The sequence below is a fragment of the Mesorhizobium sp. BR115XR7A genome (assembly GCF_020165315.1).
Classification (GTDB): Bacteria; Pseudomonadota; Alphaproteobacteria; order Rhizobiales; family Rhizobiaceae; genus Mesorhizobium; species Mesorhizobium australicum.
This window is the reverse complement of sequence record NZ_JAIUHW010000004.1, coordinates 176383-202748: the sequence shown is the minus strand read 5'-3', so window position 1 is coordinate 202748 and position 26366 is coordinate 176383. Positions and strand designations below refer to the sequence as shown.

The 26366-nt window shown below is 64.6% G+C and carries 22 protein-coding genes; 8 read left to right on the top strand and 14 right to left on the bottom strand.

The window, feature by feature from the left end; genetic code table 11:
* Positions 1–3: 3 nt before the first annotated feature.
* Positions 4–543, top strand: coding sequence for an Lrp/AsnC family transcriptional regulator (locus tag LB557_RS10440; protein ID WP_015318952.1), 540 nt, complete (start codon positions 4–6; stop codon positions 541–543).
* A gap of 17 nt (positions 544–560) precedes the next feature.
* Here the strand turns inward: LB557_RS10440 and LB557_RS10435 are convergent, their stop codons facing one another.
* Positions 561–1889 (bottom strand): four-carbon acid sugar kinase family protein, encoded by a 1329-nt coding sequence (locus tag LB557_RS10435; protein ID WP_224640911.1) that lies wholly within the window; start codon positions 1887–1889, stop codon positions 561–563.
* 2 nt (positions 1890–1891) lie between these two features.
* Complete coding sequence (oiaX, locus tag LB557_RS10430; protein ID WP_140617399.1) at positions 1892–3142, bottom strand: 3-oxo-isoapionate-4-phosphate decarboxylase OiaX; 1251 nt, start codon at positions 3140–3142, stop codon at positions 1892–1894.
* Between the two features lie 212 nt (positions 3143–3354).
* Between oiaX and LB557_RS10425 the strand changes: the two genes are divergently transcribed.
* On the top strand, positions 3355–4068 hold the full coding sequence (locus LB557_RS10425) for a transcriptional regulator NanR (RefSeq protein WP_140617398.1): 714 nt from the start codon (positions 3355–3357) through the stop codon (positions 4066–4068).
* Here LB557_RS10425 and LB557_RS10420 read toward each other — a convergent pair.
* From LB557_RS10420 to LB557_RS10375, 10 genes are all read right to left on the bottom strand, one after another.
* Positions 4044–5903, bottom strand: a complete 1860-nt coding sequence (locus LB557_RS10420; RefSeq protein WP_224640909.1) for a hypothetical protein — start codon at positions 5901–5903, stop codon at positions 4044–4046. The genes LB557_RS10425 and LB557_RS10420 overlap by 25 nt on opposite strands.
* Positions 5900–6934 carry a Gfo/Idh/MocA family protein gene (locus tag LB557_RS10415; protein WP_224640907.1) on the bottom strand — a complete coding sequence of 345 codons (1035 nt, stop codon included), beginning with the start codon at positions 6932–6934 and terminating at the stop codon, positions 5900–5902. The genes LB557_RS10420 and LB557_RS10415 overlap by 4 nt, the downstream gene beginning before the upstream one ends.
* A gap of 2 nt (positions 6935–6936) precedes the next feature.
* Complete coding sequence (locus tag LB557_RS10410; protein WP_140661496.1) at positions 6937–8001, bottom strand: ABC transporter permease; 1065 nt, start codon at positions 7999–8001, stop codon at positions 6937–6939.
* The gene (locus LB557_RS10405) at positions 8001–9542 is read right to left on the bottom strand and encodes a sugar ABC transporter ATP-binding protein (RefSeq protein ID WP_140715156.1); all 1542 of its coding nucleotides are present in this window, start codon (positions 9540–9542) and stop codon (positions 8001–8003) included. The genes LB557_RS10410 and LB557_RS10405 overlap by 1 nt, the downstream gene beginning before the upstream one ends.
* Entirely contained in the window at positions 9539–10201 is a 663-nt protein-coding gene (locus LB557_RS10400) for a DUF2291 family protein (RefSeq protein ID WP_224640905.1), read from the bottom strand. The genes LB557_RS10405 and LB557_RS10400 overlap by 4 nt, the downstream gene beginning before the upstream one ends.
* Positions 10202–10339: 138 nt before the next feature.
* Positions 10340–11281, bottom strand: coding sequence for a D-ribose ABC transporter substrate-binding protein (locus LB557_RS10395; protein WP_015318943.1), 942 nt, complete (start codon positions 11279–11281; stop codon positions 10340–10342).
* 269 nt (positions 11282–11550) lie between these two features.
* Positions 11551–12378 (bottom strand): phosphogluconate dehydrogenase C-terminal domain-containing protein, encoded by an 828-nt coding sequence (locus LB557_RS10390; protein WP_015318942.1) that lies wholly within the window; start codon positions 12376–12378, stop codon positions 11551–11553.
* Positions 12379–12474: 96 nt separating this feature from the next.
* Complete coding sequence (locus LB557_RS10385) at positions 12475–13482, bottom strand: ABC transporter permease (RefSeq protein ID WP_015318941.1); 1008 nt, start codon at positions 13480–13482, stop codon at positions 12475–12477.
* Positions 13479–15953 (bottom strand): ATP-binding cassette domain-containing protein, encoded by a 2475-nt coding sequence (locus LB557_RS10380; protein ID WP_015318940.1) that lies wholly within the window; start codon positions 15951–15953, stop codon positions 13479–13481. The genes LB557_RS10385 and LB557_RS10380 overlap by 4 nt, the downstream gene beginning before the upstream one ends.
* A gap of 73 nt (positions 15954–16026) precedes the next feature.
* Positions 16027–17049 (bottom strand): ABC transporter substrate-binding protein, encoded by a 1023-nt coding sequence (locus LB557_RS10375; RefSeq protein WP_015318939.1) that lies wholly within the window; start codon positions 17047–17049, stop codon positions 16027–16029.
* A 353-nt stretch (positions 17050–17402) separates the two neighbouring features.
* Here LB557_RS10375 and nanR point away from each other — a divergent pair, with 353 nt between their 5' ends.
* The 4 genes from nanR to LB557_RS10355 all read left to right on the top strand — a co-directional run bounded on the left by nanR (position 17403) and on the right by LB557_RS10355 (position 21224).
* Positions 17403–18119 carry a transcriptional regulator NanR gene (gene nanR / locus LB557_RS10370; protein ID WP_140715148.1) on the top strand — a complete coding sequence of 239 codons (717 nt, stop codon included), beginning with the start codon at positions 17403–17405 and terminating at the stop codon, positions 18117–18119.
* A gap of 71 nt (positions 18120–18190) precedes the next feature.
* The gene (locus LB557_RS10365; protein ID WP_140715146.1) at positions 18191–19486 is read left to right on the top strand and encodes a ribulose-bisphosphate carboxylase large subunit family protein; all 1296 of its coding nucleotides are present in this window, start codon (positions 18191–18193) and stop codon (positions 19484–19486) included.
* A gap of 49 nt (positions 19487–19535) precedes the next feature.
* Positions 19536–20378, top strand: a complete 843-nt coding sequence (locus LB557_RS10360) for a phosphogluconate dehydrogenase C-terminal domain-containing protein (RefSeq protein ID WP_281406177.1) — start codon at positions 19536–19538, stop codon at positions 20376–20378.
* A gap of 18 nt (positions 20379–20396) precedes the next feature.
* Positions 20397–21224 carry a sugar phosphate isomerase/epimerase family protein gene (locus LB557_RS10355; RefSeq protein WP_015318935.1) on the top strand — a complete coding sequence of 276 codons (828 nt, stop codon included), beginning with the start codon at positions 20397–20399 and terminating at the stop codon, positions 21222–21224.
* A gap of 11 nt (positions 21225–21235) precedes the next feature.
* On the opposite strand, the gene mtnA is transcribed toward LB557_RS10355, so the two are convergent.
* Together mtnA and mtnK are read right to left on the bottom strand one after the other, a co-directional pair.
* Positions 21236–22330 carry an S-methyl-5-thioribose-1-phosphate isomerase gene (gene mtnA, locus LB557_RS10350; RefSeq protein ID WP_140617387.1) on the bottom strand — a complete coding sequence of 365 codons (1095 nt, stop codon included), beginning with the start codon at positions 22328–22330 and terminating at the stop codon, positions 21236–21238.
* Entirely contained in the window at positions 22327–23601 is a 1275-nt protein-coding gene (mtnK, locus tag LB557_RS10345; RefSeq protein ID WP_224640901.1) for an S-methyl-5-thioribose kinase, read from the bottom strand. Before mtnK ends, mtnA begins: the two co-directional genes overlap by 4 nt.
* Before the next feature lie 137 nt (positions 23602–23738).
* On the opposite strand from mtnK, the gene LB557_RS10340 reads away from it, so the two are divergent.
* Both LB557_RS10340 and LB557_RS10335 read left to right on the top strand, forming a co-directional pair.
* The gene (locus tag LB557_RS10340) at positions 23739–25250 is read left to right on the top strand and encodes a sugar ABC transporter ATP-binding protein (protein WP_224640899.1); all 1512 of its coding nucleotides are present in this window, start codon (positions 23739–23741) and stop codon (positions 25248–25250) included.
* Between the two features lie 81 nt (positions 25251–25331).
* Positions 25332–26327 carry an ABC transporter permease gene (locus tag LB557_RS10335; RefSeq protein ID WP_140715142.1) on the top strand — a complete coding sequence of 332 codons (996 nt, stop codon included), beginning with the start codon at positions 25332–25334 and terminating at the stop codon, positions 26325–26327.
* Positions 26328–26366: the final 39 nt, after the last annotated feature.

Here is a 26366-nt window from a genome sequence, read left to right as displayed (position 1 = left end):
GCTATGGATGAAGAAACAGATGGCATTCCGCGGAACAGGCCGGCGGCCCGGGATGTCGACGCGACCGACCGAAAAATATTAGGCGTTCTCGTCGAAGACGCGACCGTCAGCTATGCCGAGCTCGGCGATCGCGTCGGCCTGTCGCCGCCGGCAGCGCACGAGCGCGTCAAGCGGCTTCGGCGCAGCGGCGCCATTCGCAACACGGCCGCCATCATCGATCCCAACGCGGTGCGAAAGCCGCTGCTCACCTTCGTTCACATAGACACCAGCGGCTGGGGCAAGACCCCGGAACTGATGGCGATCTCGGAATATCCCGAGGTCGAGGAGATCCACACCGTCGCCGGCGATACATGCGTATTGCTCAAGGTGCGCACCGAGGACACCAAGGCGCTCGAAGGCCTCCTGTTGCGTCTCTACGAGACACCCGGCGTCACCTCGACGCGCAGCTACGTGGTTCTGGCGACCTACCTCGAACGGCCGGTGCAACCCGGCATCACGGCGCAGTGGCCGACGCCGAAGCACATGGGCAAGCCGTTGTATTGAACGGCTTGGCTCGTCGCTTAGCTTCCCAGCCGGATCGTCTCGAAATAGGCGTCGGTGCCGACCTGGCCGCCTTTCAGCGCTATTTCGAGGCCATCGATCTCACCGCCGCCATGGGCGACGCAGAGCGGAGATCCCGGCGATTGCGGTAACGGCATGCGCACGGTCAGCGCGTCGATGGCCAATTGTCCGAGCGCGTGGCTGGACGTATCGCCACCGGCGATCACCGCGCGCTTGAGTTTCTGCTCGGCGATCAGACGGCGCAGGATGGTCCCCAGTGCCCGCCCGAGCGTATTGCGGGCGCCCTCGATCCGGTCGATCTCGGCACCGCGATCGGCCTGTGGACCAAGCGCGGTGTAGAGGATGACGCTGCGGCCCTTGGCAAGGCTCGCCAGCCCGGCCGCGACCGCCTGCTCGATCGCTTCGCCGGCGCCCTCGCGGACCAGCCGCATCGCATCCATCCCAATACCGTCGAACCCGTGGGCGAGTGCGTGGCGGATTTGCTTTTCCGTGGTCGGGGAGACGCTGCCCGACACCACGGCGAGCCGATCCACCGGACCGGGCGACGCGAATGCCGCATGCCCCGACACGATGCCTTTGGCGGCCCACTCGGCAAGCAAGGCATATTCGGCGCCGGAGGATCCGACGACAAAACCATGGCCCTTTTCATGGATGCGCCACAGCTGTTCGCCGACCCGCCGCTGAGTCTGGAGGCTATCGACGTCGAACAGGACGATGTCCTTGTCTTGCAGGACCTGGTCGACCGTTCGCGCGAGATCGTCCGCCTGCAGCGCCGCCAGGTCGACCAGACCGGAACTTAGGCTGGTCTGGCGCGAAAGGTGGATGAGCAGGTCGGCCTCGTCCATCGGCGTCACCGGATGCCTGCTCATCACCGGGTGCCGGTCGATGCGGAAATACGCGCCGCGGAATGCCGCGAAGAGATTGCCGAAGGCGGTGTAGCGCTTGAGCTGCGGCGCCCCGACCACCATCGGCACGCTCGCTCCGCCGAAAATACGCCTGCCGATTTCGGTGGCGCGGCCAATGCTGCCGACCGCCGGGCTGGAATCGAAGGTAGAGCAGATCTTGTAGTGGCAGATCGCCGCCCCGAGGCCTTTCAGCCATTCGAAGGCCGGCGTCAGGTTTTCCTCCATCCATTGCGGCGTTTCGCTTCGGCTGGTGCCCGCCAATCCAACCGCGCGGCAATGCGAAAATCGCGCCAGCAAGGACGGATCGGGCTGGTTCATGAACAGCACCGTCGGAACGCCGCCGAGCTCAAGCGCCTCCATGACGTCCGTCGAACCGGTAAGGTCGTCGCCATAATAACTGAGGAGCAGGTTTTGCGCGGCCATGCTCATGCTGCCTTGCCGTCGCCGAACTTTTCGATCGATCGGGCCAGTTCGATGTGATCGCGGGCATAGTCCGCCAGCGCAATGCCCTCGACCGCCGCCTGCCAGGCTTGCAGCACGGCCCGCACGCCGGCACCGGGTCCGTCCGGATGGCTGACGATGCCGCCGCCGCAGAGGTAGAGGAGGTCGACCGTGCGGCCGGTGCGCTCATAGGTTTCGGGTGCCTGGCCGCCCCATTGGCCCGAGCAGGCCACGGGCAGCGCGCAATCGTCTGATGAAAACAGCGGCGTCGTCACTGCCTCGAAGGAGCGGATAAAGGAATCGTCCGGCTCCCAATATTTCGAGCCGATGCCGTTGATCTGGAACTGGTCGACGCCGAGCAGCCGCCAGAATTGCTGCCAGACCTTGAAGTCCATGCCGAGGCCGGGGTGGCGTGTGAGAATGTCCCAGCCATTGCGATGGGCATGCAGCACCAAGCCGGAACGCTTCCGCAGAAAAGCCATGCCACCGAAGCCGATCGAGTTGATGTTGACGACCGCGCAATTGCCGCCGGCTTGGAGCACAAGATCGTGGTTGCGCATCATCTCGTCGGGATCGGCATGCGAGATGCCGAAGGCATACATCACCTTCTTGCCGGTCTTCTGCTCATGGTCGAGAATCCCTGGCATGATCGCCTTCACCCGCTCCGCCAGCGGCGAATAGGCAGGGCTCATCAGCTTCTCGTCGTCCTTGATGAAATCGACGCCGGCCTCGATCAGTTCGCCCACCATCGCGGCCGTCTCGTGCGGCCTGAGACCAAGCGCCGGCTTGACGATGGTACCGATGATCGGGCGGCCCTCGACACCGGTCAGCCCGCGGCTGCCCGCAACGCCGAACTGTGGACCCGGATGGGCACCCCGGTATTGTTCCGGCAGCTTCATGTCGATGACGCGGATGCCGGACAGGCCCCTGATCGAATAGGTGCCACCAATGGCAATGGTCATCAGTGCCGACAGGTCGGTGCCGATAGCGTCGAAGGGGAAGGCGATGTCGACATCGGCGCGCCGGAAGGGCCCGCTGCCGGATCCCGGGAGAGAGGGTTGCGTGGCATCCGGCAGGTGCCGGATCGCCAGCACGCGCGCCGCCACGCGCGCCTTCAGCTCCTCGGTCTCGCCCGGCAGCGCGACGAAGGTGCCGGTCGACTGGTCGCTGGCGATCTTGGCGGCCAGCGCCTCGATGCTGCCAGGGGTTTCGATGCGATAGGTAAGCGTGATCATGGTCGGTCGGCCGCTCGAAAAGGGTTCGAAAAAAGTTTCGTCGCGCAGGAAATCTGGTATAATGAGTACATAAGTATTGCAAGAAATATCCGCGCCTCGACAAGAGCGGTGGGCTGCGGCAAAGCTGGAGCGAACCCGCTCCAGGCGCGGGCATTCCGGTAATCCTGCCGGGAATGCTAAACAGGAACCGGGCTAGGGAGTGATTCGTCACGATGAACCGTTCGGAGCCGATCGTCCGGCGCAAACTTTCCGACGAAGTCTTTGCAAGACTGAAGCGGCTGATCACCAGCGGCGAACTGCAGCCGGGCGACGACATGCCGTCCGAGCGCGAGTTGATGGAGCGCTTCGAGGTCGGCCGGCCGGCGATCCGCGAGGCCATGCAGGCGCTGAGCAATATGGGGTTGGTCGCCATCTCGCATGGCGAGCGCGCCAAGGTGCTGCAACTCACCGCCAAGTCGATCATCAAGCAGGTCGACGGTGCGGCCAAGATCATCCTGTCCTCGTCTCGGGACACGCTGGAGCACCTGAAGACCGCGCGCATCTTCTTCGAGCGCGGCATGGTCAGGGAAGCCGCGGAAAGGGCCAAATCAGAGGATGTGCAATTGCTGAAGGCGACCGTGGCCGAGCAGCGCGCCGCGCGTGGCGATTCCGAAGCCTTTATCTCCGCCGACATGAAATTCCATACCCAGATCGCGTCCATTTCAGGCAATCCGATCTATGTCGCCGTCAGCGAAGCCACACTGGGCTGGCTGAAGGAATACCACACCGAAATGCTGATCTGGACCGGCAAGGAAAAATACACGCTGACCGAGCACGAAGAGATCATCGACCGCATCGAGCACGGGGATGCCGACGGCGCCGAGAAGGCGATGATCAAGCACCTCGAGCGCTCGCGTGCGCTCTATGTGATGAATTCCGAGAAGTAGCCGATCCTGGTAATCGCATAGGGAGACATCACGAGATCGCCCTGGCCAAGCGCGGAAGCGTCGACCCGCATGTCGTTCGGTGTCAGGTTCGCCAGCCAGACGACGGTCTCGCCCGACGCGGAGCGGCCGGCCAGCGCCAGCACCCGCGTCTCGTCGCTCGTCGTGGCGGAAACATGCGTCAGCCCGGCCAACTCACAAAGCCCTTTGACAGCCTGGAAAATCGGCCGCGGCGATCCCTCTGCGGCGGGTTCGCCCGATCCCGCGACCACGCCGAACGGTCCAGCGAAACTGGACAGTGTCAGCATCTCCAGTCCCGCCGGCGCGACCCGCGCGGCATAACCGATCGTCCATGCGGCGGCGAACCGCGCGGCGTGGCGCGGGTCGCGGTTCGCCATGGCGATGCGCTGTCCCTGAGGATTGTCCTTGGTCGCGCCGCCATACGGGTTCTGGCGCATGGCAATCGTCGATGGTCCGATCCGGTACGGCTTTGTCCCGAAGATCGCCCGCATGGACCGGGTGATGAAGGGCAGCGCCTCCAGCGACTGCATCACGCTGAGATCGTCGGCGGCATGCACGATCGGGTTGGTGCAGTGGGTGATGAAGTCGAGCTGGCCGGCTGGAACGCGCTTGCGGTTGAGTTCGGTGAAATAGCTGAACATGCCGCCGCCGAGGCGGAGGCCGGGAAAGGCGCGGCGGGCGGCCGCGTAGACGTCCTCGAGCGGTGGGCATGCCGGCCAGGCACTGCCCGGCGGCGTCGATTGCCGGTCGACCGCAGGCGACACCGCGATGGCGTCGAGCCGCAGGCCTGCCCGGCGCACCATGTCGGCGAGCTCGGAAAGTTCGGCGTCCAGATCGCCGGCACAAGCGACCACGCACTCCAGCGTCGTCGAAACAGGATAGGCGGCCGCCAGCCGGGCATGGGCGCGCAGCGCCTCGAGGCCGTGACCACGCGTCGGGTCGAAGTGGAAAAGCAGTTGCCGGGGACCGAGCCCTCGCAGCAACGGCAGGTCGGCAAGTGCCGCCTCGATCTCCTCGGGATAGACCACGATGCCGATATCGGGCAGCTTCGCGCCGGCCTGCCCAAGCTCGACGCGGACCGGTTCGGCTGGCGCTGCCGAGGCAGGCACACTGGCATCACCGGTGATGCGCAGGCTGATCGTCTGGCGCAGCGCCTGCCCGGCCGGCAGCACATACGGCCATGGCAGCGCCAGGGGCCGGACATAGGTCTTGTAGGAGGCGTCGGACCAGTTGCGCTGGTCCTCCATCTCGAATGCGTCGCCTTCCATCCGGCATTGCGCGACAACGCCGGACCGCACCTGATGCGTGATGGCGCGCAAATCCTTGAACGGCTGCCACGGGTCGATCAGATCGGGGAGTTCCGTCTCGACCACGCTGCCGTCGGTGTGCTCGACCGTCACCGGGCTGCCGGCGAGGCCGGCGATCGGGTGCAGGATGCAGAAGCCGCAGCGGTTGGTTTCGAAATCGCTCTCGGGGAGCGCGGTCACATCGAAGACCAGCCTGCCGTCGGCCGAGCCTTCGATCGTCGCGTGGAAGCCGAGCCGGCTGCCGTCCGGACCGAGGCAGCTTGCCGCGTAGCTGACGGAGAAACGGTCGTCCGTCTGGTCGATGGTCAGGTCCGTGAGGTCAGGCTCATAGGTGCCCCAGTCGCGGTCTCGCACGATGTAAGCTATGGCACGCAGCACTTCGGTGCCGCCGTGGCGGATGGTGCGCAGATTGCCGTTGACCAGTTCCGCGCTCAATGCGCCCGCACGCAGCGTGACCGGCTTGGGCTCGGCCGCGCGCGTGCCGTAGAGCTGGAAAGCGTCTGCCGTCATCTCAGCAGCGCGTCGATCTGCACCGGTTCTCGGCTGGCGGCACCCGCATAGGCAGCCTCGACCAGGGCGAAAGTCCTCAGATTGTCCGCGCCTGACGTCGCCGGTTCCTGGCCTGATGCAAGGCAGTCGACCCAGTGCCGCTGGATGGCGGCAACGCTTTCCTGGATGTTGTGCCACGGTCGCGAGGCCCAGGGCAGCAGCGGCGGCGAGACGTCGCTCACCCTGGTTCCGCTCTTGCCGGTGACGGTCAGCCGATAGCCTTGCGCCAGCCGGATCGTGCCGTCGCTGCCGTCGAGTTCGATGAGCGTCTCCGGGAAAGGCTCCACGGCAAGCTTGGTCGCATAACTGCAATCGACCACCGAGGTGGCGCCGCCAGCGTGGTCCATGAGGATCGTGGCGACATCCTCGCCGGCGATGGCCGGGTTAATGCGTTTGGTCCGCGCGGTCAGGCTCGACACATCGCCGAGCAGGAAGCGGGCGATATCGAGGATGTGGATGCCGAGGTCCTCGATGATGAAGCGCTTGCCCGTCGCGAGATAGGGCTGGCCGGAGAACACGTCATAGCCGGAGCGGAAGGAGATGCGGCCGAAGAAGGGTGTGCCGATCTCGCCGCTGTCGAGCACCGCGCGCACCGCCTGGATCGGCGATTGCCAGCGAAAATTCTCATGCACCATCAGCGGCACGCCGGCATCCGCGCAGGCTTTCACCATCGCCTTGGCGTCGGCCAGCGTTGGCGCGAACGGTTTCTGGCAGATCACGGGAACGCCATGCGCGGCCGCCATCTCGACCAGCGGCCGATGGCTGCCGACCGTGGTGGCAATGTCGACGAAATCGAGCGTCTCGGCGGCGAAGAGTTCCGCCGCATCGGTGTAGCGCCGCGTCACGCCGAACTGGTCGCCGACTATCTTGAGCCGCTCGGCATCGCGGTCGCAGACGGCGATGATCGCGGCGCCTTCGATGTCACGCCAGGCATGCATCTGGTTGACGGCGAAGAAGCCGCAGCCGATCAGCGCTCCACTTAAGCTCGCCATGCTCAACCCGCCTTGGCCATCTGCATCAGGGTGACGCGCTGCTGCAGCCGGCGCTGCGCCTGGTCGACGACCACGGCGACGATGATGACCAGCCCCTTGATCACCATCTGCCAGAAAGAACTCACGCCCATCATCACCAGCCCGTCCGACAGGATGCCGATGACGAAGGCGCCGACGATGGTGCCGCCGATCGTGCCGCGCCCGCCCGACATCGAGGTGCCGCCGAGCACCGCCGCGGCGATGGCGTTCAATTCGAAGCTCTCGCCCGTCGCCGGATGCGAGGCCATCAGCTCCGAGGAGATGATCAGGCCGACGATCGCCGCGCAGAAGCCGGAAAACATGTAGACGAACATCTTGACCATGTTGACGCGCACGCCTGAGATGCGCGCCGCCCTCTCATTGCCGCCGACGGCGAAGATGTGCCGGCCGAGCGGGGTGTAGCGCGCGAGATAGGCAGCCCCCAGCGCCACCACGATCAGAATCCAGATCGACACCGGCAGGCCGAGCAGCCGGCCGGCGCCGAGGAAGCCGAAGCCGGTGGTGCCGAGTTCCGGCTTGCCGACCAGGTTGGGGAAGGTGCGGCCGTCGGAGGACAGCAGCGCGAAACCGCGCGCGACATAGAGCACGCCGAGCGTGGCGATGAAGGGTGCGACGTTGAGCCTGGTGATCAGCAGCCCGTTGACGGCGCCGATCGCTATGCCGACCAGAAGCGTGATCAGGGCGATCTCGACGACGTTGAAATAGATGGTGTAGCCGATCTGCAGGTCGATGCCGTTGAGCACGAGATAGCCGGCCACCATGCCGCACAGGCCGACGATCGAGCCGACCGAAAGATCAATGCCGCCGGTGATGATGACGAAGGTCATGCCCATGGCCAGGAAGGCATTGAGCGCCACGTGCTTGGCCATCAGGATCAGGTTCGCCGCAGACAGGAAGTTCGGCGCGGCGATCGAGAAGAACACCAGGACCGCGATCAGCGCGATAAAGGTCCTGAGCTTCATCAGTGTCAGCAACGCGGAGCCGCCGGAGGCGGAAGGAGCGGTCGCCTTGGCCGGAATGTCAGTCATCAGCGTTGCTCCCCATGTGCGGCCGGTCCGTGGCCCAGCGCCGATGCGGCGACGATCACCGCCTCCGTCGCTTCGGCGCGGTCGAACATGCCGGTCAATCTGCCATTGCTCATCACCGCGATGCGGTCGGACAGCGCCATCACCTCGTCGAGATCGGAGGTGGCGAACAGGATGCCCAGCCCGTCGCGCGAAAGCTTGCGCATGGTGCGGAAGACATCGGCCTTGGCGCCGACATCGATGCCACGGCTGGGCTCGTCCATCAGAAGCACTTTCGGTCCGGTGAGCAGCGCCTTGCCGATCACCACCTTCTGCTGGTTGCCGCCCGACAGCGACGAGACTTCCTGCGCCGGGTCGGCTACCTTGATTGCGAGTTCCCGCACCATCTGCATCACCGCCTGCCGCTCGGCGCCGCCGCGGATGTGGAACAGGCGCACGAAACGCGACAGGCTCGCCAGCGTCAGGTTGCTGGCCACCGAGAGGATCGACACCAGCCCTTCGCGCTGGCGATCCTCGGGGATCAGTGCAAGCCCGCGCTGGATACGGCGCGTCGTGTCGCGCTCCTTCACTTGCCTTCCGGCGATGAAGATCTTGCCGCTGGCATGGCCGTGGCGGCCCATGATGCAGTCGAACAATTCGCTGCGCCCGGCGCCCATCAGCCCGTATATGCCGAGGATTTCGCCGGCGCGCAGCGACAGCGAGACATGGTCGACCGCCAGTCCGCCGGTAACGCGCGGCAGGCAGATCTCCTCGGCGCGGAAGATTTCCTCGCCTGGCTGGTGGCCGTCGGCCTTGGCGAAATCCTTGGCATCCGAGCCGATCATCTGCCGCACGATCCACTGCGTGTCGACGTTCTTCATTTCCTCCTGGCCGGTGATGCGGCCATCGCGCAGCACGGTGACGGTGTCGCCGATGCGGATCAGTTCTTCCAGCCGGTGCGAGATGTAGACGATAGCGACGCCGCGCGCCTTGAGGTCGGCGATCACCTTGAACAGGATTTCGACTTCCGTAGCACTCAGCGCCGAGGTCGGCTCGTCCATGATCAGGATCTTGGCGTCGAGCGATACCGCTTTGGCGATCTCGACCAGCTGCTGCTGGCCGATGCGCAAGTCCTCGACCAGCATGTCTGGCCGGATGCCGGCCTCGAGCCGGTCGAGGAATTCGCCCGCCCGCTTTTCCTGTGTCTTGCGATCGATCTTGCCCAGCCGGTTGGTGATCTCGCGTGTGGCGAAGATGTTCTCGGCCACGGTCATATTGCCGAACAGGTTCAGCTCCTGGAACACCATGCCGATGCCGCGCGCGACCGCGTCTCCCGACGAGGAGAAGGAAACCTCTTCGCCTTCGAGCAGGATACGGCCGAGGGTCGGCTGCTCGACGCCGGCGATGATCTTCATCAGCGTCGACTTGCCGGCGCCGTTTTCGCCGACCAGCACGTTGACGGCCCCCTTGTGCACCTCGAAGTTCGCCTGCTTGACCGCGACCGTGCCGGCATAAACCTTCGAGACGTCCTCCAGCTTGAGGATAACCTCGTGAGCGGGGCTCATGGCTTCGGCCCGATCTCGGCCTCCGCCGGGGTCACCAGCGGCAGGTCCTGGCCGCCTTCGATCGTATAGGCGCCGATCACCTTGGCGGTGCGGCCCTCAAGCGCCTCGCGAGGCAGTTTGGACAGCACGGTCTTACCGGCATAGGCGTTGAAGGCCTTGCCGAACTGGGCGAAGTCGATCTGATTGGTGAAGTCGTTGAACTGGACGAAATCGAGGCTGTCTCTAAGTGCAGTGCCGCGTATCGCCGGCCCGATCTGGACGCGCGCATCGGCCTTGTCGTCGCCGTCCACGTCGACATCCATCGTTGCCGCGCGCGACTGCGTGTTGGCGGCGACGATCTTGCCCTCGACGCGGACCGCGAAGGTCCATGGCGAATTCGCCTGCTTCCTTGGATTGCCGTATTTGGCGCCGGCCGCCGCCGGATCGGTTTTCGCCAAGGCATGGACCTCGGCGAACGGCCCAGCCTTCTGCCTGAGGTAGGGGATGACCTTCGGGACCCAGATGTCCTCGACCATCTTGTCCGGGTTAAAGGCAGACGCGCTGTTTTCACTCTGCGCCACCGGCGTCGGCAGGATTTTGCAACCGCCGAGGCCAAGGCCCGCGAGCGCGACAAGCGTCAGCCAACTAAAAGGGGTTAGCCAGGTCAATGTCTTCGGCATGGCGGTCAAAAGCACCCGGAACGTGAAATTAGAGCAATTCCAGGAAAACTGTGAAACGGTTTCCCGTCCGGAATTGCATCAAAATAAAGCACTGAGGGGCGAACGCGTGTCCGCCCCTCGCAATTATATCGTGCCGGCTCAGTTCTTCAGCGCGAAGGTTTCCAGCTTGGCGGCATTGTCGCCATTGATGAGCACGCAGTCCATCAGCTGCTTTTCCTTCTCGGGTGACTTCTTGTTCTTGATGAAGTCGTTGGCCTGTTCGACCGCCATCTGCGCCTGGGCGTAGGCCGGCTGCAGCACCGTCGCCTTGATGCCGCCCGAGGTGATGGAATCGCGCACGTCGTTCGAACCGTCGAAGCCGACGACGATGACATCCTTGCGGTTCGCCGCCGCGAGCGCCGCATAGGCGCCCATCGCCATCGTGTCGTTGCCGGAGATGACGCCCTTGATGTCGGGGTTGGCCTGCAGGATCGATTCCATCTTGGAATAGGCCTCGGTCTGGCTCCAGTTGGCCGATTGCTGCGCGACCATTTTCAGGTCCGGATAATCGTCGATGACGTCATGGTAGCCCTTGGAGCGGATGCCGGCATTGGTGTCGGATTCCTTGCCGACCAGCTCGACGAAATTACCCTTTTCGCCCATCAGCTTGACGAACTCCTGCGCGCCGAGCTGGGCGCCCTGGTAGTTGTTGGAGACGATCTGCGCCACGGCAACGCCTGTGGCGTTGATCTCGCGATCGATCAGGAAGGAGGGAATGCCGGCGTCCTTGGCCTTCTGCACGGCGGCGACGGTCGCGTCGGCGCCGGCATTGTCGAGGATGATCGCCTTGGCGCCGCGGCCGATCGCGGTATCGATCAGCTCGGACTGCTTGTTGGCGTCGTCGTCATGCACCAGCACCAGCGCCTCGTAGCCGAGTTCCTTGGCCTTGGCCTCGGCGCCGACGGCTTCCGCCTTGAAGAACGGATTGTCGTGCGATGGGGTGATGATGGCGATCAGGTCCGCCGCGTAGGCGGGCATCGCCGTGCCGAGCGCCAGCACGCCGGCGAAGGCGGCAAGCGTCATTCTGCGTGTCAGTTTCATGAAGTCCTCCCGTTTGAAAAGCCTGTGTCTCGATCGTTCGAGCCACTTGTCTGTGTTTGAATTCGTCAGCGTGTGAAGGTTGCGGAACGCCCGGGCTCAAGCCACCAGCTCCGCCAAGGCAAGTTCCTATTCCCCCATCCTCCACCCGTCTCAGCATCGAACTCCCGGCGAAGCGTGATCCGAGCGAACATTAGCTTAGCTAACTGGTATGATGAGTCAACCACAAATTCAGGTGATCTGTACCTAAGGCAGATCTGTACCTAAGACGCTCAAGTGATCCGCTGGATGCTGGCCGCGATCTCTTCGGGCTCGAAGACGCGCTTCCAGTCGTCGCGCATCAGCACCGGCTTGCCAAACTCGATCGCCTTGTTGCAGGCATCCGAGAACACCCCCTTGGTTTCGCCGAAGATGACGGCGCCGAGCACGTTCATGTGGCCAAGCAGGAAGTCGAGTGCCGCCTGCTGGTCGACGCCGCGCGCCACCACCTCGTCGACCGCTTCCTTCATGACGACCAGCAGCGAGGCGCACACCGTTTCCGAAAGTCCCGGCTCGAGCAGCGCCATCTGTTCGACGGAAACGCGGTGCGAGCGCATTACCGGCGCCCAGATGATCTTGGCGATAGCCTCCCCCTTGGCGTAGTCGGCCTCCGGTCCCTGCATCAGTGCGCTGACCATGTGCTGCTTGGCCTTGACGCCGCCGAAATAATCCTTCTTGGCCGCCATGTCGGTCTCGTCGTTGAAGATCGGCGGATGACAGGGATGGGTGACGAAGTAGGTCAGGTCGGGACGATTAGGCAGATGGCCGGCAAACGGTGCGGCGGCATCGAGCACGATGACCATCGTGCCCGGCGCAAGCTTGCTCTCGATGCCGGCCGCGACCTTGCCGATATGGGTGTCCGGCACGGCCAGGATCACCACGTCCGCGCCTTCCAGCGCCTCGTCGGCGCTGACCGTGTCGAAGCCCAGTCCGGTCTTCAGCCGCTCGCGCCCGGCCTCGCTGACCTCGACATGGCGGATCGTATAGGGCGAACCGCGGAAATTGGTCGAAAGGCGGTAGCCCATTTTGCCACCGGCACCGAACAGCGCAATCGTCGTCATCTAGCCCTTGCTCCTTGGTCGCGGGACGCCGGCATTGCCGATCGTCATCATATCTACTGGTATGATCACTCTACCACAGCTTGGCAAGAGAAATCATCACTCGGATTTCAGCGTGCCGTCGTCGCCTGCGCGGTCGACGGCGGCTCGCCTCGACAGCACCTGCCGGCCGGCCAGCGCCAGAACGAAGATGACGACGATGCCTTGCACGATGTCCTGCGCACCTGGCGGCAGGCCGACGATCTGCATGGTGGTGACGATGAGGATCAAAAGGATGCTGGCGAACAGCGTGCCGACGGCGCTGGCCGAGCCGCCGAAGATCAGCGTTCCGCCAAGAACCACCGCGGCGATCGACTGCAGAAGATAGGGCTGGCCCATTTCGAGGAAGGCGCCGCCTATATAAGCGCCGAGCAGCAGCCCGTTGAGTGAAGCCAGCACCGCCGAGATGATGAACGCCGACGCGATGATCCGGTTGTTGCGGATCGCCGCCAGTCGCGCGGCGGTGCGATTCTGGCCGACCGCCGACAGCAACTGTCCGAACACCGTGTAGCGCAGCACGAACGCGGTCGCGGCCACGCCGACAATGGCGATGACGGCCATGATCGGCACGCCGGAGACGCGGCCCGTCGCCAGCGTCTTCAAGAGCGGGCTGACGGCGAAACCCGATATGGCGCGGTTCGACAGCAGCGTTGCCGTCGCCAGCACATAACCCGTCGCCAGCGTGGCGATGATGGCTGGTATGTTCAGCCCGACGACGAGCAGCGAGTTCAAGCAGCCGACCGCAAGGCCGAGCAGGATCGCCGCACCCACGCCGATGGCGAGGTTGGCATCCTGGCCCTTGATGGTGAGCAGCGCCACGAAGGCGCTGAGCGTGATCACCGACGCCACCGAAAGGTCGATATTGCCGCGCCCGGTGGTGACGACGAACATCTGGCCTATGCCGACAACGGTCAGGAACGACGCCGATAGAATGATGCCCGACAGGCTGGAGAGGCTGAACCGGTTGGTGACGATGGACAGCACCAGCCAAAGCACGAGCACGCCGATCGCCGACCAGACCCAGCGGTTCTTCTGCGCCCACAGGCTGAAGGCGGCGAGGCCGTTCATTGTTCGCTCCTGCGGTCGGCGGTCAGGCTGCGCAGCGTCAGCAGGGCGATGAGGATCAGCCCTTGCGTTGCCGCGTTGAAGTCGCTGCTCACGTTCAGCGTGCCGAGCAAGGCGCCGATCAAGGCCAGCGTGACCGCCCCGGCGACGGCGCCGACCGGCGAGATGACGCCGCCCAGCAGCGAGCAGCCGCCCATCACCACGGCGGCGACGCTGAGCAGCGTGAACGAATTGCCGGAATTGATATCGCTTGCCGTGTTGATCGCGGTCAGCGACAGGCCGGCGGCAGCCGCGAACAGTCCGGCGACGAGGTAGCGCACCAGCGCATAGCGCGTCGGCGACCAGCCGGAGCGGATCATGGCGGTCGGATTGTTGCCGAAGCCGCGCAGCACCACGCCGAGCGGCAGCCGGTCGATCACCAGCACCACCAGCGCGACCGCGGCGATTAAGATGATGGAGGTGGGCAGGAAACCCAGTGACCAGCTGAACATCGCCGACAGCCATTCGGGGCTGGCGCCGCCCGGCGTCGGCTGCAGCGCGTAGCCCAGTCCCATCCAGATGAAAGAGGCGCCAAGCGTGACGACGATGGCTGGGATCTTGCGTGCCTGGATCAGGCCGCCAAGCCCGGCATAGGCGGCGACCGCCGCCGCCAGCGCCAGCGCGCCGAGCCATGGCTGATCGTAGAGCAGTGTGGCGGAGAGCACGCTGACCAGGCCGGCAAAGGCGCCGACGCCGAGATCGATCTCGCTGCCGCCGACGATGAACATCTGCGCCGCCGTCACCAGCACCAGCGACAGCGCCGGCATCAGGAGCAGGTCGAGCCCGAAGATCGAAGCGACCGCCGGGTTGGCCGAGATCATCACCGCCAGCACGGCGGCGAGGCCGATGAAGGGAGCCGCGTTCACCAGCCGGCGGGCAAGCCCGGCGCCGGCGGTGCTGTGTCGCGGGCCGGCGCGCGTGTCCGCCTGCTGGGCGAAGGATGCGCCGACGACGGCCGATTCCGTGATCGCCGCTCCGCTCAATTCCTTGACGATGCGCCCGCCCGAAAACACCAGCACGCGGTCGCAGGCCAAAAGCTCGGCATCTTCGGTCGTATGCCAGACCAGCGTGCGCCCGCTGCGCGCTATCTCGTTGCAGAGCCTGTAGAAGTCCTGCTTGGTGGCAATATCGACGCCGCGCGTCGGATCGTCGAGCAGCAGGATCGGAGCGTCGGCGACGAGCGCGCGCGCAACCAGCGCCTTCTGCTGGTTGCCGCCGCTGAGTTCGAGGATGTTGGAGCCGAAGCGCTTGTCGTCGAGCCGCAGCCGGCCGGCCGCTTCGGCCGCCGCCTCGCGGTTGGCACGCTGCGAAACCAGCCCCAGTGCCGGACGGCGGGCAAGGCTGCCAATGCTGATGTTTCCAAGCACGCTCCACAGCGGGAACACGCCTTCCTTCTGGCGGTCGCCGGCAATGAAACCGGCATCGCCGCTCCGGGTCACCGCGGCCCCCCTGGCGGAATCCGGCTCGAAAATGGCGTGCAGCAACTCCTTCTGTCCGCTGCCCTCGAGCCCTGCCAGTCCGATGATCTCGCCGCGGCCGATCTCGACGTCGCGGCCGAGCCCGGCAGTCAGGAAGCCGGACAGTTTGACCAGCGCCTCGCCGCTGCTGGCGGCAGTGGCGCTGTGCTGGTGGATCGAATTGGCGTCGCCGCCCATGAGCTGCACAAGTTGGCCAATCGAAGTGCCGGCGACATCGCCGCGCCAGGCGGTGCGCCCGTTGCGCAGCACCATCACCTGCGTGGCGATGTCGATGATTTCCTGCAGCTTGTGGCTGATGAAGATGAAGGCAAGGCCGGATTTGGCTCGTTCGCGGATGAAGGCCCGCAACTGCCTCGAGCGGTCGAGGTCGAGCGAGGAGGTCGGCTCGTCGAGCACGATCAGCTTGACACCCGGCGTGGCGGCGGCGCGCGCGATCTCGACCATCTGCCGCTCGGCGATGGAGAGATGGCCGACTTCGGCGTTCACATCGATGCCGTTGGCGGGAAAGACGGCGTCCAGCGCCGCCCGGGCGCGGGCTCGATAGAGCACGCGCCAGCCCGGCCGGTTGCCTGCGTCGCCTGGCGTCTCCAGGAAGAAGTTCTCGGCCACGGAAAGGTTGGCGCACAGCGACAGTTCCTGATGCACCATGCGGATGCCGCGCCTTTGCGCCTCCGCCGTGTCGTAGTCGGCGAAGCCCACATCCTGGCCGGTGAACGAAATCGAGCCGAGGGTCGGTGGCGTCGCCCCGCACAGGATGCGCATCAGCGTCGATTTGCCGGCGCCATTGCCACCGACCAGGCCGATGATTTCGCCGGCCGAGACGGCGAGGTCGATTTGCGCATTCGCCAGCGTCGGCCCGAAGCTCTTGGTGATCCGCGACAGCGAGACGACGTTTGGCATGGTGTCGGGCACCGTAGCGGCAGCGCCCTCCGGATCGGTTACGGCAAGATGGGACATTCGTCCTCCGATTCTTACGGGCAGGGACCGGGCGCGGCCGTTTGGCGGCGCCCGGTCCCTGGCAATGGCAGCCCTACTTGCTGAGCAGGTTCTGCTTGACCCAGTCGAGCGAATAGGTAGGGCTGATGATCTGGCCGCCCGGCAGCTTCGCATACTCCTTGAGATTGCTGGCATCGACCGTCGCCACCGGCATGATCATCAGCTTCGGTGCCTTGCCGCCCTTGAGCAGCGAAAGGCCGAGCCAGAACGCGGCGCCGCCAATGCCCGGCGTGGTGTTCATCGAGACGGTCTGGTAGCCATTCTTGGCATTCTCTTCGGCCCACCATTTGACGAAGTCGGTGCCGCCGCCGCCTTCGATGATCGGCATCTTGCCGGCATAATCGCCGCCAAACTGGACGAAGGCCTGGGCGATGCCGACATCATCGCTGCCGCCCTGGCCGAGCACGGCGTCGACATGTGGCAGCGAGGGCAGGACGTTGGCGATCGCCGCCTGCGCGACCGAGGCGGTCGCCTGGCCGTAAACGGTGGCGACAACCTTGATGTCGGGATATTTCGCCAGCACCGACTGCTGCGCATTGAACATGTCGTTGTCGGGCGCAGAGCCCTTCACGCCGCGCACCTGGATGACGTTGCCCTTGCCGCCGATCATCTTGAAGACGGCTTCGGCCTGGGCCGCCTTGTAGCCCTTGAAGTCGAAGTTGAGCTGGTAGTTGCAGGGCGCCGAAGCAACCGAATCGAAGGAAACGACGATGATGCCGGCCTTGCAGGCCTTTTCGATGATGCCGTTGACCGCGGTCTCCGAGGCGGCGTCGACGGCGAGCACATCGACCTTCTTGAGGATCAGCTCGGCGATCTGGCTGTTCTGCTGCGCCACCGAGCCGTCACCGTTCATGATGATGTAATCGGCGATCTGGCCACCCGCCTTGGCTTCCTTGGCCGAGGCCTCGAACGCCTCCACCATCTGGTGGCGCCAGGTGTTGCCGTAATAGGCGTTGGCGAGCGCGATCACCGGTTTGTCCGACGATGCGATCGCCGGCAAAACAGAAGCACTGGCCAGCGCGGCGCCGGCAAGCGCCGCCACAATTGAAAACTTCATGATCTCTCCTCCCAAAAATCGGCCGACCTGATCGGCTCGTCTGTCACTCCGTAAAGGTGTCTCTTCCGAAGGACACCATACCAGCTACATGTTATACCAGCATACCAAATAGGCAAGCCACTCGGAACCTCATTTGACCGCGTCCACGGGAGCAACGCGCCCGCCGGGTTCTCCGTCTCATCCCTGGCCAGTCGGGCCGTGCCGACACTATGTTTGCCGTCACGCGCCGCGTTGAGACTGGCCACACTGGACGCTAGGTCATCATATATGTAATGTCAATTATTAGCGGGGACCTTGCCTGTTGGTGCGACTCGGGATCGATTGCCCCCGGGAAACGATCAGGAGAGATGCGGATGGAACCGGTCCAGAAGAAGAAGTTGTATGTCGAGGTGCTCGATCGGCTGATGGCGGCGATCTCGACATCCGAATTTCCGCCCGGTTCCCAATTGCCGTCGGAAAAGGAACTGATGACGATGATCGGCGTCGGGCGGCCGTCGATCCGGGAAGCGATGCTGACGCTGCAGCAGATGGGGCTCATCCGGATATCGCACGGCGAACGGGCGCGCGTCATCAACCCGACGCCGGAGGTGATCGTCGATCAGGTCTCCGCGGCAATGGTCATGATGCTGGCGACGAATTCGCGCGGCCTCGAAGAACTCAAAGAAGTCAGGCTCTTGCTGGAAACGGGCCTGGTTCGGATCGCCACGCGACGCGCCACGGCCAAGAGCCTGGAACGGCTTGCCGGGACCTTGCGCCATCTGCGCGAGGCGAAGGGCGACCAGGCTCGGTTCGTAACCGCCGACATGGAATTCCACGCCGTCATAGCGGAAATGAGCGGCAATTCGATGATCGCGGCCGTGGCCAAGGGCATGCTCGAATGGCTGTCGCGCTTCAAGCGCGATCTCGTGGCCGTGAAAGGCGCCGAGCGTCTGACGGTCGAGGAACACGAACGCATCTACAAGGCGATCGCCAGCGGCGACGCCGAAGGCGCCAGCGCCGCCATGGCGGACCATATAGGCCGCGCCAACGAACTCTATTCGAAACTGGCGGGCAACAACGGCGGGGACTGACAGTTGCAAATTTTTTGACCGGGAAAACTCATGTGATGACATGATGTCCTTTTGATGCTATCGCTCCCGTTATGAAGTTCATTCCAGCCGGGAAGCCTGCATTGACCGGTCGTCTTAACGCCACCTACCTGATCGAAACCCGCTATCCCATGGAGGTCGCCGCGGCCGCGATGGCGGGTGAGCAATCGAGCGGGACATTCCGTCCGATCCCTGGGGAGACGCCAGAACTGCTGCTCAGATTTGGCGCGCGCGTCGAATTCATCGAGGATCTTGGCGAGGTCGATGGCGAGGCGTTGCCGTTTTCGCGCGCGCCCGGAGATGCGGCGGCCGTCAGGCCGCGCCGGGCCAAAGTGGGTCTTTCCTGGAACATCGAGAACATGGGCACCGTGCTGGCTTCGGTCTGGTCGACGGTGCTCGGCAATCTGTTCGAGCTGCATCATTTCTCGGCCATGCGTCTGCTCGACGTCAGCTTTCCCGATGTCTTCGCTGATGCCTATCCGGGGCCGGCTTTCGCTGTCGAAGGCACGCGTCGTCTGACCGGCGTCACGGGACGGCCGCTGATCGGCACCATCGTCAAACCGAGCGTCGGCCTTACGCCGCGGGAGACCGCGACCCTGGCCGATACGCTGATCTCAGCCGGCCTCGACTTCATCAAGGACGACGAACTGATGGGAGATCCCCCGCATTCGCCGTTCGAACAGCGGTTCGAGGCGGTCATGGCTGTCATCGACCGGCACGCCGACAGGACCGGGCGCAAGGTCATGTACGCGGCCAACATTTCCGGCGACATCGACGCCATGCGCCGCCAGCTTGACCTGATCGAGCGCCGTGGCGGCACCTGCGCCATGCTTGTCCTCAATTCCGTCGGCCTGTCGGGTGTCGTCAAGATGCGCCGGCATTCCGCCGTCGCACTGCACGGCCATCGGGCGGGCTGGGGTCTCTTCAGCCGTTCTCCTGATGTCGGCATGAGCTATCTCGCCTACCAGAAATTCTGGCGCCTGGCCGGCATCGACCACATGCACGTCAACGGGCTGTCCAACAAGTTCTGCGAGCCCGACGATTCGGTGATGGCATCCGCCCACGCCTGCCTCACTCCGATGTTCGGCCGGGCCGACCGGCCAGATACGGTGATGCCGGTGTTTTCGTCCGGACAGACCGCGGTGCAGGCGGGCGAGACCTATGGAAGGCTCGGCACGAACGATTTCATCTATTGCTGCGGCGGCGGGATCATGGCGCATCCCGGCGGTCCGGCCGCCGGCGTTCAAAGCCTGCACGATGCTTTCGAAGCCGCGGCGGCAGGCATTCCCGCGCGCGACTACGCCGCCACGCATCCGGAGCTCGAGGCCGCGCTGCAAGCGTTCGGCTGAATCTGCGCCATCGGCGCGCCATCAAGAGGAAATGGGAGAGAAGCAAATGATGACATCCGTGGCGGTGCTTGGAGCCGGAGGGAAGATGGGCTTCCGCGTGACGCGCAAGCTGATCGAAGCAGGCTACGATGTCCGCGCCGTGGAGATCGGCGAGGCCGGCCGCAAGCGGTTGGGAGAAGCCGATATCGCCGCCGTCGCCATGGAGGAAGGCATTCCCGGCGCCAAGGTCGTGGTGATGGCTCTGCCGGACAACATCATCGGCCAGGTGACGCGGCAAATCTCGCCGATGCTTGCCAAGGGCACCATGATCCTCGTTCTGGATGCGGCCGCACCCTATGCCGGCGACCTGCCGAAGGACAGGCCAGATCTCACCTATTTCGTCGGCCATCCGTGCCATCCGCCGCTGTTCGGCGACGAGACGGAGTGGGCCGCGCGTCGCGACTATCATGGCGGCATCGCCAGGCAGTCGATCGTCTGCGCCCTGATGCAGGGACCTGAAGAGGACTACGCGCTTGGCGAGGAGGTGTGCAAGGCGATGTGGTCGCCGATCATCGACAGCCACCGGGTGACGGTCGAACAGCTGGCGATCCTGGAGCCCGGCCTGTCCGAAATGGTCGCCATGCCCTTCGTCGACACGATGGTCGAGGCCGTCGAGGAGTGCGAGCGCAAATATGGCATTCCAAGGCAAGCCGCGCTCGACTTCCTGATCGGTCATCTGAATGTCGAGATCGCCATGTGGTTCGGTTTCTCGCCGAAAGTGCCGTCCGACGCCGCACTGCGCCTGATGCGCTTCGCCAAGGGCGTCGTGGTCCGTGACGACTGGCGCGAGGCACTGTCGCCGGCCAAGGTGAAGGAAGCCTCGGAATTGATCGTCTACGGCAAGGGAGCCTGAGCCCTGCCTTCGCGGATCATGTCGGTATCGACCGCTCTCTTCGACGGCTATTCCATGGAATTGGCCGTCGAGGAGATTGCCGCTGTGGGTGCCGCCCATGTCGAGCCGGCCTTTATCAGCGGCTATGTCGATTTCGACGAGGGTCTGTTTGCGGCTGCGCACGCCGCGAAGCTGCGCCGGGCAGCGGAACATGCCGGGCTGGGCATCAACGCCGTGTCGGCTCATCTCGACCTGTCGGGGGCCGATGCCGCCGACGCCTTGTCCCGGCGCATCGGCTTTGCCGCCGGTCTCGGCGCGTCGTTCCTGATCACCAATGCCGGCCCGGCGAGAAACAGCGCGGCGATCCGCGCGACGATCGACGCTCTCCTGCCGAGGCTGGAGGAGGCCGGCATGGTTCTGGCGCTCGAAAACCCCGGACATGGCAGTGGCGATCTGCTCGGCAGCGCGCGATCGGGGGCAAGCTTCGTCCGCGACATCGGATCGCCGTACGTCCGCCTGAACCACGATGCCGGCAACATCTTCACTTACAGCGGCGAGACGATGCAGCCGGCGCAAGATATCGCCGATGCCATCGATACGGTTGGACATGCTCATCTGAAGGATGTCGTCAGCACCGGCGAGGGATGGGCCTTCTGCGCCATCGGCGACGGCTCTGTCGACTATGCATCCTACTGGGCCGTGCTGCCCGCCACGCTGCCAGTCAGCATCGAACTGCCGTTGCGGCTGCAGCGCCCGCAGCGCAATGATCCCCAGCGGCGAAGCACGCCGGTGGATATCGGCACCATTCGCGGCGCCTTGCGGCGCTCGCTGGAATTTGTGAACGCACTGGACAATGCCGAGTTCTGAGCGCGGCCCGCCTATCCCCGCTCGGGGAACATCGCCTTCAGCCCCTCGCGCGACGCTTTGGCGATGCCGCGCTCGGTGATCAGCCCGGTGACCAGCCGCGCCGGCGTCACGTCGAAGGCGGGGTTTGCCGCAGGCGTTGCTTCGGGCGAGACGCGAACCTGGGCGATCTCGCCGCTCGCTGTCTTGCCCCACACCAGCGAAACCTCGTCGCCGGAGCGCTCCTCGATCGGGATTTCGGCAAGTCCGTCGCCCACCGTCCAGTCGATGGTCGGCGAAGGCAGCGCAACGTAGAACGGCACGTCGTTGTCCGCGGCGGCGAGCGCCTTCAGATAGGTGCCGATCTTGTTGCAGACGTCGCCGTCGGCGGTGGTGCGGTCGGTGCCGACGATGACCATGTCGATTGCGCCGCGCTGCATCAGATGGCCGCCGGCATTGTCGACGATCAGCGTGTGCGGCACGCCGTGGCCAGCCATCTCCCAGGCGGTGAGTTGGGCGCCCTGGTTGCGTGGGCGTGTTTCATCGACATAGACATGGACCGGAATGCCGGCTTCGACAGCGAGGTAGATCGGTGAAGTGGCTGTCCCGTAGTCGACCGTCGCCAGCCAGCCGGCATTGCAGTGGGTGAGGATATTGACCGTCTCGCCCGGCTGCTTGCGCGCCGCGATATCCTTGATGATGGCGAGACCGTTCTCGCCGATGGCGCGGTTGAGCCCGACATCCTCGTCGGCGATCTCATTGGCACGCCGGTAGGCGGCCGCAGCGCGTTCACCAAGCGGCAACGGCCGCAGGAAACGGCGCATCTCGTCGAGCGCCCAGCGCAGGTTGATCGCCGTCGGCCTGGTATCGTGCAGTATCTCCCACACAGTGTCGAGCGCTTCGTCGGATGCATCATCCGTCATCTGCATGGCGACGCCATAGGCCGCGGTGACCCCGATCAACGGTGCGCCACGCACCCACATGTCGCGGATCGCGGTGGCGATGCCGGCGACCGTGACGAGCTTCTCGATACGGAACTCATGCGGCAGCCAGCGCTGGTCGATGATCTCCACCGAGCGGCCGTCGTCGCTCAGCCAGATGGTCCGAAAGTGGCGGTCACCGACGTTCAAATGCTGTTCTCCTGTTCGATCAGCGCGGCCAGATTGTTGACCTCGTCGATGCTGTGGATCTGGCGCCGGTTGACGGCGATGTGGCGGCCGAATTTCAGTGCCTTCGCCTCACAACTGGCGCGCAGATCTTCATCGGCAATGGTCTCGAAGTCTGCATTGTGGGCGAGGCCAAGGATGCGCCTGTGAACCTCGATGCCGGCAAAGCCGAGCAGATCGTCCCAGATCTGATGCAGGACATTATCGAGTGCCTGCTCGGCGCCCAGCCGGTCGCCCTGATCCTCGAACAGGCTTTTTTGATAAAGCATGCCGGTGCGCTCGGTGCGCCATAACAGCGAGAACTCGGCGCGGAACACGGCCCAGGTCTCGGCCGTGACGCCGAGCAGATAGGCACGCATGGCGTCGCGCCTGCCGTTCTGCTCATGCCCGCGCTGCGAGAAGAAGGACATCCAGAAATTGGCGAGCAGCATGCCGACGTCGAAGGCCATCGGGCCGTAGAAGGCGAACTCCGGATCGATCATCCGCGTTTCCTGGTCGGTGATCATGATCGAGCCGGAATGCAGGTCGCCATGCAAAAGCGTCTCGGCATTGGCGGCGAACATATGCTTCAGCCGTTGCGCCTCCACCTTGAGGTCGCGGTCGGCCCGCAGTTCCGCCACCAGCCTATCGAGCTGCGGACTGGTGTGGCGGTTCATCTTGGCGTCGAAATAGGGGTCGGAAAACACCAGGTTCTCGGTGATGTCGCAAAGCTCGACATTGTCGGCGAACAGCGCCAAATCCGCCTTGCGCTCCTTGGTCACCATCGACAGGTCGGAACCGCGAAACAGCGTGCGGGCCATGAACAGGCCGATATCCCTGGCAATGTTCGGCAGCTGGCGCCCATCGATCAGGGCGCGCCTGAGAATGATGTGGGGCGGTGCCAGATATTCCATGATGATCAGCGCCTGGACCTCGTCGAAGTAGTAGATCGCCGGCACCGAGCCCGGCGCGCGCGCCTCTTGCCGGGTCAGCGCGTGGTATTCGAAGAAGGAGCGTTTTAGCGGCAGCGGCCAGCTGTCGCCGACGAGGCGGACATAGGGCAGGGCCTGCTTGACGATGGCGCCGCCACTGGCGCCTTCGACGATGAACACCAGGTTCAGATTGCCGTCGCCAACCTCGCGAACTTTCCAGGCGCTCGCATCCTTGCCGATCTTCGCGCACAGCGCTTCGTTCGTGCCGAGACGGGTTGCGAGCGTCTCCACCGACAATGCTTCGAACGGCAAGTTCCCAGTCATCCTTGTTCCCTCCCGCCTATGTGCTCCGATCATAAGGAGCCCAAGCGGCGGGGCCAAGCTAGGAAGCTGTCTGGCAATTGTCAATCGTGTTGACAATTGCCGACGTTGACCATAGCGTCATGACTAGGGAGGAACGCATGGTCGGCAATGTCGTGTTCCGCGTAGAGGGACTGAGGAAATCCTTTGGCCGCAACGAGGTGCTTGGCGGCATCGCGCTGGACCTCCATGCCGGTGAAGTAACCGTGCTGATGGGCGCCAACGGCGCCGGCAAATCCACCCTCGTCAAGATCATCAGCGGCGTCTACGAGCGTGGCGGCGGCTCGATGACCCTCGCCGGTGCGGAGTTCGCGCCGAACACGCCGGCGGAAGCGATCCGCGCGGGTGTCGTCACCGTGCACCAGAACATCAATGACGGCGTGGTCGCCGATCTCGATGTCGCCACCAATCTTACGCTCGACCGGCTGAGCGGTCGGGGCGTGCCGACCCTGTTCAATCCCGCTCGCGTGCGCCGTGAGGCCAAGGCGGTCGCCGACCGCATGGGGCTGGCCATCGATTTGAAGGCGCGCGTCAGCGATCTTTCGCTGGCCGACCGCCAGATGGTGGCGATTGCCCGGGCGCTGGCGCACCAGCCGAAAGTGCTGATCCTCGATGAGCCGACCTCGTCGCTCTCCAGTGCCGAGGCCGACAGGCTGTTCGCGCTGGTCGACCGTCTGCGCGAGCAGGGCGTGGCGATCCTCTATATCTCGCACCGCATGTCGGACATCAGGCGGCTCGCGGATCGCATCGTCTCGATGCGCGACGGTGTCGTATCGGGCGCCTTCGATGCCAAGCCGCTCGATTATGAAGGTGCGGTCAACGCCATGCTCGGCCGCAAGATCCATCTCGACCGGATCGTGGCCAGGAGTTCCGCCAGGGCGGTCCTGAGCGTCGAAGGCCTGCGCATCGCGCAGGGCGCCAAGCCGATGTCGCTGACACTCGGCGATGGCGAGGTCGTCGCCATCACCGGCCTCGTCGGCGTCGGCAAGACCGCTCTTGCCGAGACGCTGTTCGGTGTGCGCCGGCCGCTCGACGGCACCATGACGATGAACGGCAAGCCTTACGCGCCGCGCTCGGCGGGCGACGCGATCGCCGCCGGCGTGTTCCTCGTCGCCAAGGATCGTGCGACCAGCGGCATCGTCGACGGCTTCAACATCGAACGCAATGTCAGCCTGCCGTTTCTGAAGCGCATGTCCGGTCTGAGCGTGCTCAGGCGCCGCCTCGAACGCGCCACCGCGCGCAGGCAGATCGAGCAACTGGGCATCGTCTGCCGCTCCGAGAAGGACGAGATGTCGGCGCTGTCGGGCGGCAACCAGCAGAAGGTGATGGTCGCCCGCTGGATGGCGCAGAATGCCGCGCTGTTCATCCTCGACGAGCCGTTCCAGGGCGTCGACATTTCCGCCCGGCGCGATATTGCCGCCAAGCTGAGGGCCAGCGCCAATGGCCGCGCCACGCTTCTGTTCGTCACCGAACTCGATGAAGCGCTGGAGACGGCCGACCGCATCCTGGTGATGTCGGAGCACACGATCGTCGGCGAACACCGCAATGCCGATGTCGACCTCGACCGCCTGCTGGCCGAGGTTGCCGGTGGACCGCTGCACAGCGCTGCCTGAGCGTGGCGGCCGATGGAATTGGAATGGAGAGACCATGGCTGCGAGTTGGGTAAATGGGGCAGCGGCGCCGGGGTGCGCCGAATGACGCTGCGCGACTACGCCATCCGCTATGGGTTCATCGTGCTGCTGTTCGGATTGGTCGCCTATTTCGCGATCGCCGCCGACGGGTTCGTTTCGCCGCAAAGTGCCGTCTTCATCTTCCAGTCTGTCGCCATCACCGGTGTGCTGGCGCTCGGCGTTACCGCCACGCTTGTCGTCGGCGGCTTCGACCTGTCGATCGGTTCGGTCGCAACCTCTGCCATGATGGCTGCGGCCTATGTGATGGTGGTGCTGGAGCAAAACGCGTTCGTGGCGGTCATCGTCTGCCTGTTGATTGGCGCCATTGTCGGCCTGATCAATGGCTGGCTGATCGTCTACATGCGTGTACCCGATCTGCTGGCGACGCTCGGGATGATGTTCCTGCTGGTCGGCCTGCAGCGCATCCCCACGGAAGGCCGCTCGATCGCCACCGGCATGACCATGCCCGATGGCTCGGTCGCCAGCGGCAAGTTCTCCGATGCCTTCCTGGCGCTCGGCCGCCACCGCTTCGACTTCTTCATCCCAAACCTCATCCCGGTCTCGGTCGTCGTGCTTCTGGCGCTGGCCGTGCTGATCTGGTTCTTCCTCGAATACACCCGCTTCGGCCGCATGATGTATGCGGTCGGCAGCAATGAGCGCGCCGCCGAACTCGCTGGCGCGCCTGTCAAGGCATACAAGATCTGGGCCTACGTTATTTCAGGCGTTTTTGCCTCGATCGGCGGCATTTTGCTCGCGGCCCGGCTTGGACGCGGCGACATCGCCTCGGGTAATAATCTGCTGCTCGATGCGGTTGCCGCGGCGCTGATCGGCTACGCGGTGCTCGGCGCCGCCAAGCCGAACGCCTTTGGCACCGCCATCGGCGCGCTGTTCGTCGGCATCTTGCTGCAAGGCCTGACAATGATGAACGCGCCTTACTACACGCAGGATTTCGTCAAGGGCGTGGTTCTGGTCGTCGCCCTTGTCTTCACCTTTGCCCTTTCGGGCAGGGGCAGGAACTAGCATTCGGCCGGATAGGATTTTGGGTTCAACAAAAGTGGA